Consider the following 20739-nt stretch of genomic DNA (forward strand, 5'->3'; position numbering starts at 1 on the left):
GCTATTCCCAAAATTGTAAAGAGGTTAACGTGAAACTGGATGAGATAGCCCGTCTAGCGGGTGTTTCCCGCACAACGGCTAGTTATGTGATCAACGGCAAGGCCAAGCAGTATCGAGTCAGCGATAAAACTGTAGAAAAAGTGATGGCAGTCGTCAGAGAACACAATTACCATCCAAATGCAGTTGCTGCGGGGCTACGAGCAGGGCGAACCCGTTCGATTGGGTTAGTGATCCCTGACTTGGAAAATACGAGCTATACCCGTATAGCAAATTACCTTGAAAGGCAGGCGCGTCAGCGTGGTTATCAATTGCTGATAGCGTGCTCAGAAGACCAACCCGACAATGAAATCCGCTGTGTTGAACACCTTTTACAGCGGCAAGTTGATGCGATTATTGTCTCGACGGCATTACCGCCAGAGCACCCGTTTTATCAGCGCTGGGCGAACCGTTCGTTACCGATTATCGCACTTGATAGAGCCCTTGAAAAAGAACACTTTATTAGTGTCGTTGGTGATGACCAAGAAGATGCTTTCATGATTTCAGCAGAATTGCGTAAATTTAAAGCTGAGTCAGTGTTGTATTTAGGGGCGTTACCTGAACTGTCAGTCAGCTATTTACGCGAACAAGGTTTCCGTAAGGCGTGGAATGAAGACCCGCGCAAGATTGATTACCTGTATGCAAATAGCTATGAACGAGATTCAGCCGCAGAGGTGTTTGCGCATTGGCTGGATAGCGGTAATGAGATGCCAGACGCGTTATTTACAACATCATTTTCCTTACTACAAGGTGTCTTGGATGTTGCGTTGAAGCGTAGTGGTCGTTTACCTGAGCACATGGTTATTGCCACATTTGGTGATAACGAGTTATTAGATTTTCTTGAATGCCCAGTGCTGTCCCTTGCACAGCGTCACAGAGATATCGCTGAACGTATTTTAGAATTGGTACTTGCCAGCCTTGATGAAAAGCAAAAGCCAGAAGCGGGTATTACTCGTATTCGTCGTGATTTATGTCGCCGTGGAAGTTTAGGTCGTAAGTTGTCATAAAACAGACCTAACTTTAATCGAACAGCGAATATTTACACGATAATGAGTGATGTTAGTCACAATAATGAGTAATATAACGGCCCCTACCTTGTAGGGGCTTTTTTTTTATAGGCTAAAAGTTGGTAAATATTTAACTTTAGGATTTATCTTAATATATTTATTGCTGATTTTAAAATGAAAGCTAAATTGGATGATGAAATTAATACAAATTGATTGTGGCTGTATTATTGATTCGTGCGATAAATATTTAAAATTAAACACTGTTTATTAAAACAGTTATTTATTGTGTTGATATCTAATGATTTTATTTTTCTTTCGAGGTGATTTTATCATTGCTAGATATTAACGATTATTTGAGGACTCAATAAAAGTAAATTACCGGTACAAGATATACTGATTAAAAATGAGACATAAGTTGAATTTATGATGATTTGTATGATTTTGCAGCAATCTATAGTGATCACGCTTATTTAAGTTGCACTCTATAAAATATATTAATTATATCAACCTGTTATTTCCCATTTTCTTTCCAAGTTATATTTTACCTATTCTTATTTTTTCTGAATTGTTCTGTAAATAAAGCTAAAGCTGAGAGCGACTGGCTTGACAACGTTTTCATACCATTCGTAAACTTTATATGTGGTGAATTGTGGGGTAAAGTGGGTGAGTTGAAAATAAAAGGGGTATAATCGGGTATGTTTCGTGGGGCAACACTGGTTAATCTCGACAGCAAAGGGCGTCTAACCGTGCCGACTCGTTACCGAGGTATGCTGAACGAGGAATCGAAAGGGCAAATGGTCTGTACCATTGACCTTCACCAGCCGTGCCTACTGCTTTATACCTTACCGGAGTGGGAGATTATCGAAGAAAAACTTTCTCGGTTATCGACGATGAACCCAGCGGAACGACGCGTGCAACGGCTGTTATTGGGGCATGCAAGTGAATGTCAAATGGACAACGCGGGGCGTCTTTTGTTAGCCAATACATTGCGTCAGCATGCAGGGCTAACAAAAGAGGTCATGTTGGTTGGCCAGATTAATAAATTTGAACTTTGGGATGAACAAACTTGGTATCAGCAAGTGGAAGATGACATTGCCGCTGAGCGCCTTACCAGTGAACCACTTTCAGCCCGCTTACAGGATTTGTCACTTTAATAATGACGCAACAGCAATTTAAACACGTAACAGTATTACTAGATGAAGCCGTTAATGGCTTAAACATTAAACCTAACGGTATTTATATCGACGGCACATTTGGTCGTGGGGGCCATTCAAGGCTGATATTAAGCCAGCTTGGCGAACAAGGGCGGTTGATCGCCATTGACCGTGACCCAGAAGCGATAAAAGCAGCTCAAGCGATTGATGACCCACGCTTTATGATAAAACATGGCCCATTTTCTTCGATTGCAGAGTATGTGGAAGAAGAAGGTTTAGTTGGGCAAATTGATGGCGTATTGCTGGATTTAGGCGTCTCTTCACCGCAGTTAGATGACCCAGAGCGTGGTTTTTCATTTATGCGTGACGGGCCTTTAGATATGCGAATGGACCCAACCAAGGGGCAATCTGCACAGCAATGGCTGATGGACGCAGAAGCGGATGACATTGCTTGGGTTTTAAAAACTTTTGGCGAAGAGCGTTTTGCAAAACGAATTGCAAGAGCGATTGTTGAGCGTAACCATAACCCAGAAGAAGAGCCATTAACGCGCACACGGCATCTAGCTGAATTAATCGCAAAGGTTAGTCCGATGAAAGATCGGCACAAACACCCAGCGACGCGTAGCTTCCAAGCCATACGAATTTATATCAACAGTGAATTGGAAGAGATAGAAAAAGCGCTAGAAGGCGCAATGAACGTTTTAGCGCCACAAGGTCGTTTATCGGTTATCAGCTTCCATTCTTTGGAAGACAGGTTAGTCAAGCGGTTTATCCGCAAAAACAGTAAAGGGCCATCAGTACCAGCAGGTATCCCTCTGACTGAAACGCAGATTAAAGCGTTAGGTGCAGCGCAGTTACGTGACTTAGGCAAGATGAAACCTTCGGAAAACGAAATTGACGAAAACCCACGCGCACGGAGTTCCGTGTTGCGGTTTGCTGAAAAGGCGGCGGAATAATGGTTCCAGAAAGGCACAGCCTAGCACGCGTCATTGGGCGTGATTTATTTCGTTATGGCATCGTTCCTTTGATTTTATTGTCTGCAATTATAATTAGTGCCGTTTTTGTCGTGACTACCGCACATGAAACGCGTTTGTTAACGGCCGCAAAAGATAAATTGTATGAAGAAAAAGACTTATTAGATATCGAATGGCGCAATCTGATCCTTGAAGAAAATGCCCTTGCGAGCCATAGCCGAATAGAACGTTTATCGGTTGAAAAATTACAGATGGTACAAGTTGAACCATCACAAGAAAAAATTATTGTTTCTAAGCAATAAAAAGGTTCCTAATGAAAGCACCAAAAACAGCGAAAAACAAGAAACAAGAAGAAAGCACCAGCTTTGTCCGCTGGCGCTTTATTTTGCTGTGCGGATGCATTGTCTTGGCGTTAGCAGGGTTGCTGACGCGGGTGGCTTATCTGCAAATTATTGCGCCAGAGAAACTGGTGAAAGAAGGCGATATGCGCTCTTTACGAGTGCAAGAAGTTGCAACCTCTCGAGGTATGATAAGCGACCGAGAAGGGCGGCAACTTGCAGTCAGTGTGCCAGTCAATGCGATTTGGGCAGACCCCAAAGAGGTGTTTGAAAAAGGGGGGATCAGCAATGACGAACACTGGAAAGCACTTGCAGACGCACTTGAAATTCCATTAGAACAAATTACGAGCAAAATATCGGCCAATCCAAGAGGCCGTTTTGTGTATTTAGCGCGTCAAGTTAACCCCTCTATTGGCGATTACGTTAAAAAACTAAAAATACCGGGTATTTACTTACGCAAAGAGTCTCGTCGTTATTACCCATCAGGCCCAGTTACCGCTCACTTATTGGGGGTAACAAATATTGATGGCGAAGGCATTGAAGGCGTTGAAAAAAGCTTTGACCGTTGGTTAAAAGGTGCGCCGGGCGAACGTACAGTCCGTAAAGACCGTAATGGGCGAGTAATTGAAACGATTTCGTCTATTGATAGCCAAGCCGCGCATAATTTGACATTAAGTATTGATGAACGAATTCAATCGATTGTTTACCGTGAACTCACACGTGGCGTGCAGGAAAACAAAGCTGAATCGGGTGTGGCAATTTTAGTGGATGTTCATACCGGTGAAATTTTAGCGATGGCGAATAGCCCATCCTACAACCCAAATAACTTAACCGGTACATCAATGGATGCAATGCGTAACCGTGCCATTACGGATATTTTCGAACCGGGTTCGACGGTAAAGCCGATGGTGGTTATGAGTGCACTCCATAATAAAATTATCAAAGAAAATACAGTACTTAATACTTATCCGTATCGTATTAGTGGACATGAAATCAAAGATGTTGCCCGGTATGCAGAATTAACAATCACTGGGATTTTACAGAAGTCGAGTAACGTGGGTGTTTCTAAACTGGCGTTAGCGATGCCAGCCACAGAGTTGGTGGATGTGTATAGCCGCTTTGGGTTTGGCAAGCCGACTAATCTGGGGTTAGTCGGGGAAAGTAGTGGCATCTTTCCAAGTAAAAAAACACGGTGGTCTGATTTAGATAGGGCCACCTTTTCTTTTGGCTACGGGCAAATGGTAACACCGTTACAGCTAGCGCGAGCCTACGCAACCATTGGTAGTTTTGGTATTTATCGGCCTCTATCCATCACGAAAGTTGACCCACCAGTGTCAGGAACGCGTGTTTTTCCTGAACCAATCATGCGAACAGTGGTTCATATGATGGAAAGCGTGGCTTTACCCGGAGGCGGGGGAGCACGAGCAGCGATTAAAGGCTACCGTATTGCTATTAAAACAGGGACTGCGAAAAAAGTGGGTCCTGAAGGGCGTTATATTAATAAATATTTGGCTTACGCTGCTGGTGTTGCGCCTGCGAGCAATCCACGCTATGCGTTAGTGGTGCTTATTAATGAGCCAAGCGCGGGTAGTTATTATGGTGGTGCAGTATCTGCGCCTGTATTTGGTTCGATTATGGGAGGCGTTTTACGATTGATGAACGTTGAACCCGATGCATTACAACCAAACGAACAAAATGAAATTGTAAATAGTCAAAAAGAGGTTAAAAGTGGCAGATCGTAATCTTTGTGATCTTCTCTCACCCTTTGGTGTGAGCACAACTCCAATCTCACTGCGTGAGATGACGCTAGACAGTCGAAAGGCTGCCGCGGGCGATCTGTTTATTGCAATAAAAGGCCATCAATCGGATGGGCGACACTATATTCCTCAAGCCATTGCGCAAGGGGTTTCTGCTGTGATAGCAGAAGCGGAAGATGAAGCTGTTGAAGGTGAAATCCGTTTCGTTCATGGCGTTCCTGTTATTTATTTAAATGACCTAAATAACCGTTTATCAGCCCTTGCAGGTAAGTTTTATCAGCAGCCATCAGCAAATATGAAACTTGTCGGTGTGACCGGTACTAATGGCAAAACAACTACGACACAATTAATTGCTCAGTGGGCTCAAGGGTTAGGGGAAACTAGCGCTGTAATGGGTACCGTGGGTAATGGTCTATTAGGCCATGTATCACCAAGTGAAAATACGACGGGTTCTGCGGTAGATATCCAACTTGAATTGACCCAATTATTAAACCAAAAAGCAACATTAACCGCGATGGAAGTGTCTTCCCATGGCTTAGTGCAAGGGCGTGTTGCCGATTTACAGTTTGATGCTGCTGTGTTTACTAACTTAAGCCGTGACCACCTTGACTATCACGGTGATATGGAAAGCTATGAAGCCGCGAAATGGCTATTGTTTTCTACGCATAATACAAAATCGCAAATCATTAATGCAGATGATGTTATTGGCTTGAAATGGCTACAACGTTTACCACAAGCCTGCGCTGTTACGATGGAAAACCGTATCCCAGCAAACTGGCAAGGGCCATGGTTGAAGGCCACTGAAGTGGAATACCACGACAAGGGCGCGACCATTCATTTTGACTCCACGTGGGGCAAAGGCGCATTTGAAAGCCCACTGATGGGGGCATTTAATGTCAGCAACTTATTAGTTGCAATGGCAACCTTGCTAATGATGGAGTATCCATTGGATAAACTGCTTGCGGCGGCCTCTTCATTGTCGCCTGTTTGCGGTCGAATGGAAGTGTTCAGTGCACCAAATAAACCGACCGTTGTTGTCGACTATGCACATACCCCAGACGCATTAGAAAAAGCTTTAGCGGCAGCGCGTTTACATTGTAAAGGGCAACTTTGGTGCGTATTTGGGTGCGGTGGTGACCGTGACAAAGGTAAGCGCCCTCTAATGGGAGCAGCCGCGGAAGAGTATGCAGATAAAATCGTTATCACTGACGATAACCCACGCAGCGAAGACCCAATTGATATTATCAACGACATCATGGCGGGCTTATTAGATTCAAGCCGTGCTTTGGCCATTCCGGGTCGCCCAGAAGCCGTGACAAACACTATTTTGCAGGCATCCCCTGATGACATGATTGTGATCGCTGGTAAAGGTCATGAAGATTATCAAATTATTGGCAACCGTAAGTTAGATTACTCAGACCGTCTAACGGTAGCCCGTCTGTTGGGGGTAATCGCATGATCTCGCTAACACTCGCACAACTGGCACAAATTACTCAAGGGAAGGTTGAATCTGCTCCAGATACAACGCTCTTGATCAGCGCAGTGAGTACGGATAGCCGTAAAATTGCTGAAAACTGTCTCTTTATTGCTTTAAAAGGCGAACGCTTCGACGCTCATGATTTTGCACAGCAAGTGGTGGCTGTGGGGGCGAAAGCGTTACTCGTTGAGCGCAAGCTGGACGTGGATTGCCCTCAAGTTATCGTGAGAGACACTCGCATTGCCATGGGGCAGTTAGCGGCATGGGTTCGTCAGCAAAGTAGAGCTCGAATTGTTGGTTTGACGGGCTCTTCAGGCAAAACATCTGTTAAAGAAATGACCGCATCCATTTTATCTGAGCGTGGTAAAACCTTATATACCGCCGGTAATTTAAACAACGATATTGGTGTGCCTTTGACACTGTTTCGTTTAACTCATGATGATGACTTCGCTGTGATAGAAATGGGTGCAAATCACCCAAATGAAATTGCCTATACAACCCATATCGTCAAACCAGAAGCCGCGTTAGTTAACAATTTATTTGCTGCGCACTTAGCGGGCTTTGGTTCACCAGAAGGGGTTGCGACAGCCAAAGGTGAAATTTATCAAGGTGTTCCTGAAGAAGGAACTGCGATTGTTAACCTTGATAGCTACAGTGACAAATGGCAGTTTCAGCCACGCCAAACCGTTTGGTATTACTCGTTAACACCGCAAGCAAAAGCAGATTTCTATCCTTCTGATATCCAAGTAAAACAGCTGACAACGGATTTTGTGTTACATACCCCTGTTGGAAGCGTTGATATCACCTTACCATTACCGGGGCTACATAATATCGCGAATGTGTTAGCGGCGAGTGCATTGGCGATTTCAGTGGGTGCTAGCCTAGAAGATATCAAAAACGGCTTAGCAAAAACACAAGCGGTACCAGGGCGTTTATATCCCGTGCGCTTAAGTGAGCACAAAGTGGTATTAGACGACACTTATAATGCCAATGATGGCTCAATGATCGCGGCAATTCATGTCCTCGAAAAAATGCCGGGCTACCGTATCTTGGTGGTGGGGGATATGGGAGAGCTAGGCGATTATGCAGAAGATTGCCATCAGCGTGTTGGTGTTGCCGCTAAGCAGGCTGGTTTAGACAAAGTATTCAGTGTTGGTCAACTAAGTGAGTTGATCAGCCAATTTAGTGAATGTGGTGAGCATTTCACCGTGAAAGCAGATTTATTAACCCGACTAATTCCGCTAGCGCAGCAGAAGGACGTTGTTTCTATTTTAGTTAAAGGTTCACGCAGCTCCGCGATGGAAGATGTCGTGAATGCATTGAAGGAGTGCTTCGAATGTTAGTCTGGCTTGCCGAAATGTTGGTCCACAAGTTTTCTGTTCTGAACGTCTTCTCTTATTTGACGTTCAGGGCCATTGTCGGTTTGCTAACAGCACTCGCTATTGCATTGTGGATGGGGCCTCATTTAATTGCTTACCTGCAAAAAATGCAAATTGGCCAAGTCGTTCGTAACGAAGGCCCAGAGTCTCATTTTAGTAAACGTGGAACCCCAACTATGGGCGGGTTATTGATTTTATTTTCAATCACCGTTTCAACGTTGCTATGGGCGCGCTTAGACAACCCTTACGTTTGGTGTGTTCTGCTCGTGCTTGTTGGGTATGGCATAGTCGGTTTTGTTGACGACTACCGTAAAGTGGTTCGTAAAGACACGCGTGGTTTAATCGCCCGTTGGAAATATTTCTGGCAATCGGTGATTGCGTTAATTGTTGCCTTTTCCATGTATGCGATTGGTAAAGATACCCCTGCGACGCAATTGGTCGTGCCATTTTTCAAAGATGTGATGCCACAACTGGGCATGCTGTATATTTTGCTGACGTATTTTGTGATTGTTGGAACCAGTAACGCCGTAAACCTCACAGATGGTTTGGATGGCTTAGCTATCATGCCAACGGTATTTGTTGCCGCAGGCTTTGCATTAGTGGCATGGGCAACAGGTAACGTCAACTTTGCCAGCTACTTACATATTCCATTTTTACCCCATGCAGGTGAACTGGTGATTGTCTGTACTGCCATTGTGGGGGCAGGGCTAGGTTTCTTATGGTTTAACACTTATCCAGCGCAAGTGTTTATGGGGGATGTTGGCTCATTGGCACTTGGCGGTGCTCTAGGGACTATTGCGGTATTACTGCGCCAAGAGTTTTTACTGGTGATTATGGGCGGTGTGTTCGTCGTTGAGACACTGTCAGTTATTTTACAAGTCGGTTCATTTAAATTGCGCGGACAACGTATTTTCCGTATGGCACCAATTCACCACCATTATGAATTGAAGGGTTGGCCAGAACCACGTGTTATCGTGCGTTTCTGGATTATCTCATTAATGCTAGTCCTGATTGGGCTGGCAACCTTAAAGGTGCGTTAAGATGGTCGATTATCAGGGTAAGAGCGTAGTCATTATTGGGCTGGGGGTAACCGGCCTATCTTGCGTTCACTTTTTCCTTGCTCGCGGTGTTGTGCCGCGTGTTATGGATACCCGTTCAGTACCACCGGGGGTAGACAAACTCCCGGCAAATGTGGAATGCCACAGTGGTAGCTTAAATAATAGCTGGCTACAGGCCGCCGATTTAATTGTCGCGAGCCCAGGAATTGCGTTGGCAACGCCTCAGTTGCAGCAAGCGGCAGAAAACGGCATCGAAATTGTGGGTGATATCGAACTGTTTTGCCGTGAAGCGGATGCACCGATTGTCGCCATTACAGGTTCAAATGGTAAAAGTACTGTCACATCATTGGTGGGTGAAATGGCGAAAGCCGCGGGTATTTCTGTTGGTGTTGGTGGCAACATTGGTACGCCCGCACTTTCATTACTCAATGCGGGGCATCGTTTATACGTTTTAGAGCTTTCAAGCTTCCAATTAGAAACCACATCAAGCTTAGAAGCGACGGCAGCGACGGTCTTAAATATTAGTGAAGATCATATGGATAGATATCCATTAGGCTTAGAGCAGTACCGTGATGCGAAATTAAAAATTTATCATAATGCCAAAAACTGCATTGTTAACGTGCAAGATGCGCTGACCTTACCTTCGAACCATACATTGGATGAATGCATTAGCTTTGGCTTAAATAGTGGTGACTATTTCTTTGATACTCAAAAACGGGTGTTAGTGGCGAAAGGGAAAGTGCTGTTTGATGTCAACGAAATGCACTTAACGGGTCAACATAATTATCTCAATGGGTTGGCTGCGTTAGCATTGGCAGATGCCGTGAATATTCCTCGCCCAGCGTGCCTTCAAGTATTGAAAGAGTATACGGGGTTAGCACATCGCTTCGAGTTAGTGTTATTCAACAACGGTGTACGCTGGATTAATGACTCTAAAGCCACCAATGTTGGAAGTACGGAAGCGGCGTTAAATGGGTTACATGTGGATGGCAATATCTATTTATTATTGGGTGGTGATGGTAAGTCAGCTGATTTTTCACCATTAAAACAATATATTGCTGCGGATAACTACCGTCTATACTGTTTTGGTCGTGATGGGAAAGCATTAGCCGATATGGCCCCTGAAAAATCCGTCTTGACTGAAACTATGGAACAAAGCTTACGCCAAATTGCGCCACAATTAAAAGCGGGGGACATGGTGTTGTTATCCCCTGCATGTGCCAGCTTGGATCAGTTTAAAAGTTTTGAGCAGCGTGGAGCTGTCTTTGCTCAATTAGCCCAGGAGTTAGGTTAATGACGATACCGGGTGCGATGCGTTTAAAAAATTGGGTCATTGGTGAAAAAAATGGCGTGATTTCAGGCTCAACGCTTTACGACCGTACATTAGTGTGGTTGGCATTCGGTTTAGCCGCAGTGGGTTTTATCATGGTCACATCCGCTTCTATGCCTGTTGGCCAGCGCTTAACGGAAGATCCTTTTTATTTCGCTAAGCGCGATGTGGTGTATATCGTTATCGCGTTTATTTTAGCCCTAGTTGTCATGCGTATTCCGATGGCTGTTTGGGAAAAGTATAACTTCGTCTTGTTGATGGTTTCACTTGGCATGCTCGTTGTGGTACTGGTCGCAGGTAGTTCAGTTAACGGAGCATCACGCTGGATAGACATCGGTTTGGTAAAAATTCAACCGGCAGAAATTTCGAAATTTACGTTATTTTGTTACGTGTCCAGTTATTTAGTGCGCAAGTCTGATGAAGTCAAAACCCGTTTTCTTGGTTTTATCAAGCCGATGTGTATTTTGATTGTTATGGCGTCATTGCTTTTACTACAACCTGACTTAGGGACTGTTATCGTACTCGTGGTAACCACTCTCGGTCTGTTGTTTTTAGCGGGAGCAAGGTTAGCGCCATTTATTATTGGTATTGCCGCTTGTGCAGTGGGGGTATTGGCTTTGATTTGGTTCGAGCCGTACCGTTTACGTCGAGTGACGTCATTTTTGAACCCGTGGGATGATCCTTTTGGCAGTGGTTATCAGCTAACCCAATCTTTAATGGCCTTTGGTCGTGGTGAAATGTTTGGGCAAGGCCTTGGTAACTCAGTACAAAAATTAGAATACTTGCCAGAAGCACACACTGACTTTATTTTCTCTGTCTTAGCTGAGGAACTCGGGTACTTTGGCGTGGTATTGGTTTTATTGATGGTCTTCATGTTGGCATTTAGGGCAATGATGATTGGCCGCAGGGCATTGATGTCAAAGCAATTATTTGGTGGTTATTTGGCTTGTTCAATTGGTATTTGGTTTACCTTCCAAGCCTTGGTTAACGTCGGAGCCGCATCAGGTATGTTGCCGACAAAAGGGTTAACATTGCCACTCATTAGTTATGGTGGTTCAAGTTTACTGGTGATGGCTGCCGCCATTGCGATATTACTGAGAATTGATTTTGAAACACGCCTTGAAAAAGCGCAGGCGTTTGTAAGGAGCACTAAATGAGTCAGGCAAAGAAATTACTCGTCATGGCAGGTGGTACCGGAGGGCATGTGTTCCCAGGTTTAGCCGTGGCTCATTATTTGCAGGCTCAAGGGTGGGAAATTCGTTGGTTAGGTACGGCTGACAGAATGGAAGCCACATTAGTCCCTAAGCATGGTATTGATATTGAATTTATTCAAATTTCAGGGCTCAGGGGTAAAGGTATTGCTGCACAACTGGGGGCTCCATGGCGTATTTATAAAGCTATCCGCCAAGCAAGAACGATTATCAAACGTTATCAACCCGATGCGGTATTAGGCATGGGGGGCTATGTTTCAGGTCCTGGTGGTATTGCGGCATGGCAATGCGGTGTACCGGTTGTACTTCATGAACAAAATGGTATCGCAGGGTTAACGAATAAATGGCTATCTCGAATTGCAAAAAGAGTATTACAAGCCTTTCCAGGCGCATTTCCTAATGCACCCGTTGTCGGGAACCCGGTACGTGAGGATGTTTTAGCACTACCAGCACCCCAAGTACGCCTAGCAGGCCGTGAAGGCGCTGTACGTGTTTTAGTTGTTGGTGGTAGCCAAGGAGCACGGGTTTTGAATCAAGTGATGCCTCTTGTTGCTGAAAAAGTAGGCAAACAGTTAAATATCTGGCATCAAGCGGGAAAAGGCAGTAAGGAATCAACAGAAGCATTGTATAATGAGCATATGCAAGTTTCAGGCAATTCCGAGTATAAAGTTACTGAATTTATTGATGATATGGCGCAAGCTTACGCATGGGCAGATATTGTTGTTTGTCGGTCTGGTGCACTAACAGTCAGTGAAATTGCAGCCGCAGGTTTACCGGCTATTTTTGTTCCTTTTCAACATAAAGACCGTCAACAGTATTGGAATGCATTACCGCTAGAAAAAGCGGGAGCGGCTAAAATTTTAGAACAGTCACAATTTACCGCAGATGCTGTGGCGAGCTTATTAGCGCAATGGGATAGAAACGAATTACTTTCAATGGCTGAAAAAGCGCATAGCTGTGCAATTACTGATGCAACAGAGCGAGTTGCTGCCGTGATTTGCGAAGTGGCTAAATAATATTAGCCATAATTGATACCGAATTAATTAGAAGCGAAGAAATATAGTGAATACACAACAATTAGCGAAATTAAGAACATCAGTGCCAGAAATGAGAAGAGTCAGGCACATCCATTTTGTCGGCATCGGTGGTGCTGGCATGGGTGGTATCGCTGAAGTGTTGGCAAATGAAGGCTATGAAATTAGTGGTTCAGATTTAGCACCCAATGCAGTGACGCAACAACTAACCGCATTAGGCGCTACGATTTATTTTAATCACCGCCCAGAGAACGTTGAAAATGCGAGTGTTGTCGTCGTATCAACAGCGATTTCAAGCGAGAACCCTGAAATTCAAGCGGCCAACGAATTGCGTATTCCAGTTATTCGTCGTGCAGAAATGTTAGCTGAATTAATGCGTTACCGTCATGGTATTGCCGTTGCAGGTACCCACGGGAAAACCACCACCACAGCAATGATTTCTGGGATTTACGCACAAGCCGGTTTAGACCCTACATTCGTCAATGGCGGGTTAGTTAAATCAGCAGGCACACACGCCCGTTTAGGTAGTAGCCGCTACTTGATTGCGGAAGCTGATGAAAGCGATGCTTCGTTCTTACATTTGCAACCGTTAGTTGCTGTTGTGACCAATATCGAAGCCGACCATATGGACACTTACCAAGGCGATTTCGATAATTTAACGAATACGTTCATTAATTTCTTGCACAATCTGCCATTTTACGGGCGTGCAGTGATGTGTATTGATGACCCCGTGATCCGCTCGTTACTACCAAAAATTGGTCGTTACATTACCACGTATGGTTTTAGTGAAGACGCTGATGTGCGTATCACCCAATATGAGCAAAAAGGGAATCAAGGCTTTTTCACCATTGCTCGTGAAAATATGCCAGAACTGACAGTAGTGCTAAATGCACCGGGGCGTCACAATGCCCTCAATGCGACGGCAGCCGTTGCTGTTGCAACTGAAGAAGGTATTGATGACCTTCATATTTTATCTGCACTAGTTGAATTTCAAGGTACGGGTCGTCGCTTTGATTTCCTAGGGAATTTCCCTCTGCGTAATGTGAATGGTAAAGAGGGGGAAGTGATGCTAGTCGATGACTATGGTCACCACCCAACGGAAGTTGACGCAACGATTAAAGCTGCGAGAGCAGGTTGGCCAGATAAACGCATTGTTATGGTATTCCAACCGCATCGTTATACTCGTACTCGTGACTTATACGATGATTTTGTTAATGTTTTAGGGCAAGTAGATGTGCTGCTAATGTTAGATGTATATTCAGCGGGTGAAAAGCATGTACCGGGTGCAGATAGCCGCTCATTATGCAGAACAATTCGTGGTCGCGGTCAGATTGATCCTATTTATGTCGCAGATACTGAACAAATTCCACATATTTTAGCTCAAACTCTTGATGAAAATGATTTAATTTTAGTTCAAGGCGCAGGAAATATTGGTAAAATAGCGAAAAGTCTGGCTGAAGCAAAATTACAGCCACCGATGGTTGAGGAATAAAAATGACAGAGAAAGTTGCGGTTCTATTAGGGGGCTCATCCGCTGAACGTGAGGTTTCACTTCAGTCAGGAAATGCCGTGCTGGCGGGGTTACGTCAAGCAGGCATTGATGCTCATCCTATTGACCCCCAAGACTTCCCTGTAGAAACGCTGAAAGAGGCAGGTTTCAATAAAATTTTTATTGCATTACATGGTCGTGGTGGTGAAGACGGGACATTGCAAGGGCTGCTAGAAACATTAAATCTGCCTTATACCGGCAGTGGTGTCATGGCTTCAGCGCTGAGCATGGATAAGTTGAGAACAAAACAATTATGGCAAGGTGCAGGGTTAAGTGTATCGCCATATGTTTCCTTAACAAAGCAGCAGTATAAGCAGGCTTCTTGTGAGCAAATTGTTGCTAAAGTTCAATTGCTAGGGTTACCGCTTATTGTGAAGCCGAGTTTAGAAGGCTCCAGTGTTGGCATGAGTAAAGTTGATAGCTTAGAGACATTGCCCGCTGCATTGGAACTCGCCTTTCAATTTGATGAAACATTGTTAATTGAAAAATGGTTGAGTGGCCCGGAGTTTACGGTTGCAGTGTTGGGAGATAACACGCTGCCGTCAGTTCGTATCCAACCACCTGGCATTTTTTATGATTACGAAGCGAAATATTTATCTGATGAAACTCAATATTTTTGCCCTAGTGGTTTAGGTGAACAGCTCGAATCTAAACTCGCAGACTTAGCGCTGAAAGCATACCAAGCCGTTGGCTGCGAAGGTTGGGGGCGAGTTGATGTAATGCAAGATAACGATGGTCAATTTTATCTGCTGGAAGTTAATACATCGCCAGGTATGACAAGCCATAGCTTAGTACCGATGGCCGCTCGTCAAGCAGGTATGAGTTTTTCACAGTTAGTTGTGCAAATTTTGAAATTGGCTCGTTGATATGTCACAAGCAGCATTAAACGTTAGGCATAATCAGAAGAACGACGAGGATCCGCGTTCAGGACCCAGTAATGGTGCGTTTTTAGGTGGGTTATTTTTCTTTCTATTTGTTGTCGGCACTATCATCTGGAGCGGTTGGATGGTGATGACTTGGATGAAAGATGCTGACAGGCTGCCGATGTCTAAATTGGTGTTAACGGGTGAGCGTCATTACACCAAAAATGATGATGTCAGAAAGGCTATTTTAGCGTTAGGGCAGCCTGGGACGTTTATGACCGTCGATGTCAACGCTATCCAGAACCAAATAAGTATGTTGCCATGGGTACGTCAAGTGACAGTGCGTAAACAGTGGCCAGATGAATTGAAAATTCATATTGTTGAATACCGCCCATTCGCTAGGTGGAATGATCAAAACATGGTGGATGAGCAAGGCCGAGTATTTAATTTGCCGGTTAGCGAAAATGGTAAAGGGGATTATGTGTTGCTTTATGGCCCACAAGGTAGCCAGAAAGAGGTTCTCAAAGAATATTCTGTCTTTAAGAACACATTAGCGGCACATAACCTAAAGCTAAAATCACTATCGATGACAGCCAGACACGCATGGCAAATTATTTTAGACAACGATGTTAGAATTGAATTAGGTAAGAAAGATGTGTCAGAGCGGTTAAATAGGTTCCTTGAACTGTATCCGCTTTTGCAGCAAACAACGGACAAACGCGTTGACTATGTTGACTTACGTTATTCCAATGGTGCTGCGGTGGGCTGGGCACCACTATTGGTTGATGCTCCACCGGAGTTACAATAAAAACGATGACTAATAACAAAAATTAGGCAGAAAAAATGATTAAAGCAACGGACAGAAAATTAGTGGTAGGCCTTGAAATTGGAACTTCCAAGGTATCAGCCCTTGTTGGCGAAATTCTGCCCGATGGTATGGTTAATATTATTGGGGTGGGAAGTTGTCCATCTCGTGGAATGGACAAAGGTGGCGTAAACGATCTTGAATCAGTGGTAAAATGTGTACAAAGAGCCATTGACCAAGCGGAACTGATGGCCGACTGCCAAATTTCATCGGTTTACCTTGCACTATCGGGTAAACACGTCAGTTGCCAAAATGAAATTGGTATGGTGCCAGTTTCAGAAGAAGAAGTGACGCAAGAAGATGTTGACAGCGTTGTGCATACAGCAAAATCGGTGCGTGTTCGTGATGAGCACAGAATTTTGCACGTGATCCCGCAAGAATTTGCAATAGATTACCAAGAAGGGATCAAAAACCCAGTTGGTTTATCGGGTGTACGTATGCAAGCTAAAGTTCATTTGATCACCTGCCATAACGATATGGCGAAAAATATCGTAAAAGCTGTTGAGCGTTGTGGATTAAAAGTTGATCAGCTTATTTTTGCTGGTCTCGCTGCAAGTTATAGCGTCTTAACGGAAGACGAGCGTGAGTTAGGTGTATGTGTCGTCGATATCGGTGGCGGTACAATGGATATGGCGGTTTATACTGGTGGCGCTTTGCGCCATACGAAAGTGATCCCATATGCAGGCAATGTGGTAACAAGTGACATCGCGTATGCGTTTGGAACACCGCCAAGTGATGCCGAAGCCATTAAAGTCCGTCATGGCTGTGCGGTCGGTTCTATTGTTAGTAAAGATGAAACTGTTGAAGTGCCAAGTGTTGGTGGGCGACCACCACGAAGTTTACAGCGTCAAACCTTAGCAGAAGTTATCGAGCCACGGTATACTGAGCTGTTAAACTTAGTAAATGAAGAAATTTTAAATTTACAGGAACAGTTGCGTCAACAAGGTGTCAAACACCATTTGGCAGCTGGGATCGTGTTGACGGGTGGAGCCGCACAAATTGATGGTCTAGTCGAATGTGCGCAAAAAGTGTTCCATACGCAAGTGCGAATTGGTACACCGCTCAACATTACAGGGTTAACGGATTATGCGCAGGAGCCATATTACTCAACAGCAGTAGGGCTTCTGCATTACGGTAAAGAAAGCCACTTAGGCGATGATACCGAAGTAGAAAAACGTGCATCAGTTAGCGGGTGGTTTAGTAAAATAACCAGTTGGCTGAGAAAAGAATTTTAATTTTGATAAAGAAGCATATTATTAGCTTCGAAAGTAGTAAGCACAAAACGGAGAGACATTATGTTTGAACCAATGGAGCTAACCAACGATGCGGTGATTAAAGTCATCGGCGTTGGCGGCGGCGGCGGAAATGCCGTTGAACACATGGTGCGTGAACGTATTGAAGGCGTCGAATTCTTCGCTGTCAATACAGATGCACAAGCGCTGCGTAAAACCGCAGTTGGACAAACTATCCAGATCGGTACAGGTATAACCAAAGGTCTGGGTGCAGGTGCAAACCCTGAAGTTGGCCGTAATGCCGCTGAAGAAGACCGTGAGGCGCTGCGTAATGCTTTAGATGGCGCGGATATGGTCTTTATCGCAGCAGGTATGGGCGGCGGTACAGGGACTGGTGCAGCGCCGGTCGTTGCCGAGGTTGCCAAAGAATTGGGTATTCTGACAGTTGCTGTTGTGACTAAGCCTTTCAATTTCGAAGGTAAAAAGCGCATGGCATTCGCAGAAGCAGGTATCACTGAGTTGTCAAAACATGTTGACTCATTGATCACTATCCCAAATGATAAATTATTAAAAGTACTTGGTCGTGGTATCTCATTACTGGATGCTTTCGGTGCGGCAAATGACGTACTAAAAGGCGCAGTACAAGGTATCGCTGAACTGATTACTCGCCCAGGTTTAATGAACGTAGACTTTGCTGACGTACGTACTGTGATGTCAGAAATGGGCTACGCGATGATGGGGTCAGGTGTTGCTCGTGGTGAAGATAGAGCAGAAGAAGCGGCAGAAATGGCTATTTCTAGTCCACTTCTTGAAGATATCGACCTGTCTGGTGCACGTGGTGTCTTAGTTAACATCACGGCTGGCTTCGACCTGCGTTTAGATGAGTTTGAAACGGTAGGTAACACTATTCGTGCCTTCGCATCTGATAATGCAACAGTGGTAATCGGTACATCTCTTGACCCAGAAATGCACGAAGAACTGCGTGTCACTGTTGTTGCTACAGGTATTGGTATGGACAAACGTCCAGAAATTACTTTAGTTAGCAACAAAATGTCTCAGCAGGCGTCAATGGAGCAACGCTATCAGCAAATGCAAAATAGCATGTCTTCATTAACAGAAGAGAAACCAGCTGCTAAAGCAGTTAACGACCAAAATACGCAAACAAACAAAGAACCAGATTATCTTGATATTCCTGCGTTCTTGCGTAAGCAGGCCGATTAATTTTATTTATATTGGTTTCTCCGCTTTTTGTGCTAAAATTTCCTACTGATTATCTTGTATGATGATCAGTAGGACTTATAACATTGCGAGAAAAATACGATGATCAAACAACGGACACTAAAACGTATTATTACAGCGACTGGTGTTGGTTTACATACCGGCAAGAAAGTTACGCTTACATTACGTCCAGCGCCGGCCAATACCGGGGTCATCTACCGTCGTACTGACCTTAATCCACCGGTTGATTTTCCGGCAGATGCGAAATCAGTTCGTGACACCATGTTATGTACATGCTTAGTTAATGAAGATAACGTGCGTATTTCGACTGTTGAGCATTTGAATGCTGCCTTAGCAGGGTTAGGTATCGATAACATTGTTATTGAAGTCAATGCGCCTGAAATCCCTATTATGGATGGCAGTGCAGCACCATTTGTATTCTTACTGCTTGATGGCGGTATTGAAGAGTTAAATAGTGCGAAGAAATTCTTACGTATAAAAGAAACTGTACGTGTTGAAGATGGTGATAAATGGGCTGAAATGCGACCTTATAATGGGTTTAGCCTTGATTTCACAATTGATTTCCAACACCCAGCAATTGATAGTAGCACACAACGCTACTCACTTGATTTCTCAGCAGAATCATTTGTAAATCAAATTAGCCGTGCGCGTACTTTTGGCTTTATGCGTGATATTGAATATCTGCAATCAAAAGGCTTATGCTTAGGCGGTAGTTTCGACTGCGCCATCGTTGTTGATGACTATAAAGTTCTTAACGAAGATGGTTTACGTTTTGAAGATGAATTCGTTCGTCACAAAATGTTAGATGCAATTGGTGATTTATTTATGTGTGGGCACAACATTATTGGCGCATTCACAGCGTTTAAGTCAGGCCATGCATTGAATAACAAGCTGTTACAAGCGGTTTTAGCGAAAGAATCTGCTTGGGACCTCGTCACATTTGAAGACGAAGCTCAATTGCCTGTCGCATTCAAAGCACCTTCAACGGTGTTTGCATAAACTCAATTATGCAGCTACCTTCGAAAGTGAATCGAAGCTAGCCTTTTCTGTTGGTTGCACTAGTACTCTCTCCGGCTAGTGCAGCCAGCCGCTCAAACCTTTCTTTTAATCCTTTCGGGCTATTTTCTGCTAATTTCAAAAGTGTTTGCGCTGTTTGTGTGCTTATCTGTCGTTCGTTCATTTTTTGACTTGTTGAAGCTGTTTGCTTAGTTACTGAGCTATTTTGCCTCGATTTTCGCATAAGATCGGGATTGATTCTGATGTCGATAGAAGATAAAGATGGTAGAATGGACGTTCTTAATGCAGAAAGAAGATTGAGTTTTTCGTAATTAAGTCGGGTCATCCAACTGGCATTTGCCACTTCAATGACCATAATATTATTACGGTAGTTTGCAACACGGCACATGGGTTTAATTTCAGCCGGTAGTAATCCTTTTACAGCCCGATTCAGTTTGATAATCGCTTTTGCATTACGCTGAATAGTTTGTAAAGTGTTCGATGATGTTGCCAATGATCCTTCAAGAACATCAAAAAGTGCTTGTGGATGACTATCTCTCATTTTTAGCTCCAGCTGAGAATGAAACAACGAATTACAAATAATAACTTTGTCACTTATTCATTATATAAGAGTTTGATGGGCATTTTAAATTTTTGGCGACAACTCGGAAGAAAATACTTTTGGTCCCACCTGTTATTAGGTGTGGTTGCCACGGGTGTCGGCTTGCCTACAATTTTAAATGCGTTATCAGAGTCTCAACATACACAGGTTAACTCTTCACCGGTTAATCGGCAAAACCAAGCTGTTACTGCCTTTGACAATTTATTTGCTCAACAGAGTTCCCAGCGTTCTTCATCATCATCCTCATCTTATTCAGTAAATTACTGGCAGCAACATGCGGTAAGAAATGTCATTCGGCAGCTGACTTTTGCTTTTTCGGCAACGGAAGACGATGATGTAAACGCTGCAACAGAAGAGACAGAACAGCTTATTGTTCCACAATTGATGTTAGATACGCTGTATGCCATGTTAGCTCAGCGCTCACTTCAGTGGGATGAAAGTGTTATCCAATTTAGTCATTATAACTATCCTCATATTATTGCCTACCAACCTGCAATTTGGATTGCCCAAGTTCACGGTATTCGTGCTGGTCCGTTAACAGCCTAATCATCATTCATGACAAGCCAGCTTATGCTGCGCTGTTTTATGTCATAAAATTTATTAAAATTTAAAACAATT

The 20739-nt window shown here is 44.0% G+C and carries 19 protein-coding genes; 18 read left to right on the plus strand and 1 reads right to left on the minus strand.

The genetic code is table 11. From position 1 onward, the window contains the following. Positions 1-29 precede the first annotated feature (29 nt). The 17 genes from cra to lpxC all read left to right on the plus strand — a co-directional run bounded on the left by cra (position 30) and on the right by lpxC (position 19502). On the plus strand, positions 30-1043 hold the full coding sequence (cra, locus tag PSF42_RS08665; protein WP_125891422.1) for a catabolite repressor/activator: 1014 nt from the start codon (positions 30-32) through the stop codon (positions 1041-1043). Positions 1044-1738: 695 nt separating this feature from the next. Then, positions 1739-2197 carry a division/cell wall cluster transcriptional repressor MraZ gene (gene mraZ / locus PSF42_RS08670; protein ID WP_213914486.1) on the plus strand — a complete coding sequence of 153 codons (459 nt, stop codon included), beginning with the start codon at positions 1739-1741 and terminating at the stop codon, positions 2195-2197. A gap of 2 nt (positions 2198-2199) precedes the next feature. After that, complete coding sequence (gene rsmH / locus PSF42_RS08675) at positions 2200-3153, plus strand: 16S rRNA (cytosine(1402)-N(4))-methyltransferase RsmH (RefSeq protein ID WP_272679844.1); 954 nt, start codon at positions 2200-2202, stop codon at positions 3151-3153. Further along, positions 3153-3473: a cell division protein FtsL gene (gene ftsL / locus PSF42_RS08680; RefSeq protein ID WP_102137387.1), complete on the plus strand. Its 321-nt coding sequence runs from the start codon at positions 3153-3155 to the stop codon at positions 3471-3473. The genes rsmH and ftsL overlap by 1 nt, the downstream gene beginning before the upstream one ends. Positions 3474-3484: 11 nt before the next feature. After that, complete coding sequence (gene ftsI / locus PSF42_RS08685) at positions 3485-5251, plus strand: peptidoglycan glycosyltransferase FtsI (RefSeq protein WP_213914487.1); 1767 nt, start codon at positions 3485-3487, stop codon at positions 5249-5251. After that, a complete protein-coding gene (murE, locus tag PSF42_RS08690) occupies positions 5238-6725 on the plus strand; it encodes a UDP-N-acetylmuramoyl-L-alanyl-D-glutamate--2,6-diaminopimelate ligase (RefSeq protein WP_125891420.1) in 1488 nt (495 codons plus the stop codon). Before ftsI ends, murE begins: the two co-directional genes overlap by 14 nt. Then, entirely contained in the window at positions 6722-8086 is a 1365-nt protein-coding gene (gene murF, locus PSF42_RS08695; RefSeq protein ID WP_272679845.1) for a UDP-N-acetylmuramoyl-tripeptide--D-alanyl-D-alanine ligase, read from the plus strand. Before murE ends, murF begins: the two co-directional genes overlap by 4 nt. Next, positions 8080-9162, plus strand: a complete 1083-nt coding sequence (gene mraY, locus PSF42_RS08700) for a phospho-N-acetylmuramoyl-pentapeptide-transferase (RefSeq protein ID WP_004262035.1) — start codon at positions 8080-8082, stop codon at positions 9160-9162. The genes murF and mraY overlap by 7 nt, the downstream gene beginning before the upstream one ends. Position 9163: 1 nt before the next feature. Then, a complete protein-coding gene (murD, locus tag PSF42_RS08705) occupies positions 9164-10474 on the plus strand; it encodes a UDP-N-acetylmuramoyl-L-alanine--D-glutamate ligase (protein WP_272679846.1) in 1311 nt (436 codons plus the stop codon). Next, a complete protein-coding gene (gene ftsW, locus PSF42_RS08710) occupies positions 10474-11667 on the plus strand; it encodes a cell division protein FtsW (protein WP_272679847.1) in 1194 nt (397 codons plus the stop codon). Before murD ends, ftsW begins: the two co-directional genes overlap by 1 nt. Continuing rightward, a complete protein-coding gene (gene murG, locus PSF42_RS08715; RefSeq protein ID WP_272679848.1) occupies positions 11664-12737 on the plus strand; it encodes an undecaprenyldiphospho-muramoylpentapeptide beta-N-acetylglucosaminyltransferase in 1074 nt (357 codons plus the stop codon). Before ftsW ends, murG begins: the two co-directional genes overlap by 4 nt. A gap of 46 nt (positions 12738-12783) precedes the next feature. Further along, positions 12784-14247, plus strand: a complete 1464-nt coding sequence (gene murC, locus PSF42_RS08720) for a UDP-N-acetylmuramate--L-alanine ligase (protein ID WP_125891415.1) — start codon at positions 12784-12786, stop codon at positions 14245-14247. 2 nt (positions 14248-14249) lie between these two features. Continuing rightward, on the plus strand, positions 14250-15170 hold the full coding sequence (locus tag PSF42_RS08725; RefSeq protein ID WP_272679849.1) for a D-alanine--D-alanine ligase: 921 nt from the start codon (positions 14250-14252) through the stop codon (positions 15168-15170). A 1-nt stretch (position 15171) separates the two neighbouring features. Beyond that, the gene (gene ftsQ / locus PSF42_RS08730) at positions 15172-15975 is read left to right on the plus strand and encodes a cell division protein FtsQ (RefSeq protein WP_125891413.1); all 804 of its coding nucleotides are present in this window, start codon (positions 15172-15174) and stop codon (positions 15973-15975) included. Positions 15976-16010: 35 nt separating this feature from the next. After that, positions 16011-17267: a cell division protein FtsA gene (ftsA, locus tag PSF42_RS08735; protein WP_004262024.1), complete on the plus strand. Its 1257-nt coding sequence runs from the start codon at positions 16011-16013 to the stop codon at positions 17265-17267. Positions 17268-17327: 60 nt separating this feature from the next. Next, positions 17328-18485, plus strand: a complete 1158-nt coding sequence (gene ftsZ / locus PSF42_RS08740; protein WP_004262022.1) for a cell division protein FtsZ — start codon at positions 17328-17330, stop codon at positions 18483-18485. Positions 18486-18584: 99 nt separating this feature from the next. Next, the gene (gene lpxC, locus PSF42_RS08745; protein WP_125891412.1) at positions 18585-19502 is read left to right on the plus strand and encodes a UDP-3-O-acyl-N-acetylglucosamine deacetylase; all 918 of its coding nucleotides are present in this window, start codon (positions 18585-18587) and stop codon (positions 19500-19502) included. Between the two features lie 37 nt (positions 19503-19539). On the opposite strand, the gene PSF42_RS08750 is transcribed toward lpxC, so the two are convergent. After that, positions 19540-20061, minus strand: a complete 522-nt coding sequence (locus PSF42_RS08750) for a DUF721 domain-containing protein (protein ID WP_248466796.1) — start codon at positions 20059-20061, stop codon at positions 19540-19542. Between the two features lie 75 nt (positions 20062-20136). On the opposite strand from PSF42_RS08750, the gene secM reads away from it, so the two are divergent. Beyond that, complete coding sequence (gene secM, locus PSF42_RS08755; RefSeq protein ID WP_125891410.1) at positions 20137-20667, plus strand: secA translation cis-regulator SecM; 531 nt, start codon at positions 20137-20139, stop codon at positions 20665-20667. Positions 20668-20739: the final 72 nt, after the last annotated feature.

Origin of the sequence: Providencia sp. PROV032, from assembly GCF_028484875.1 — a bacterium.
GTDB lineage: Bacteria > Pseudomonadota > Gammaproteobacteria > Enterobacterales > Enterobacteriaceae > Providencia > Providencia rettgeri_E.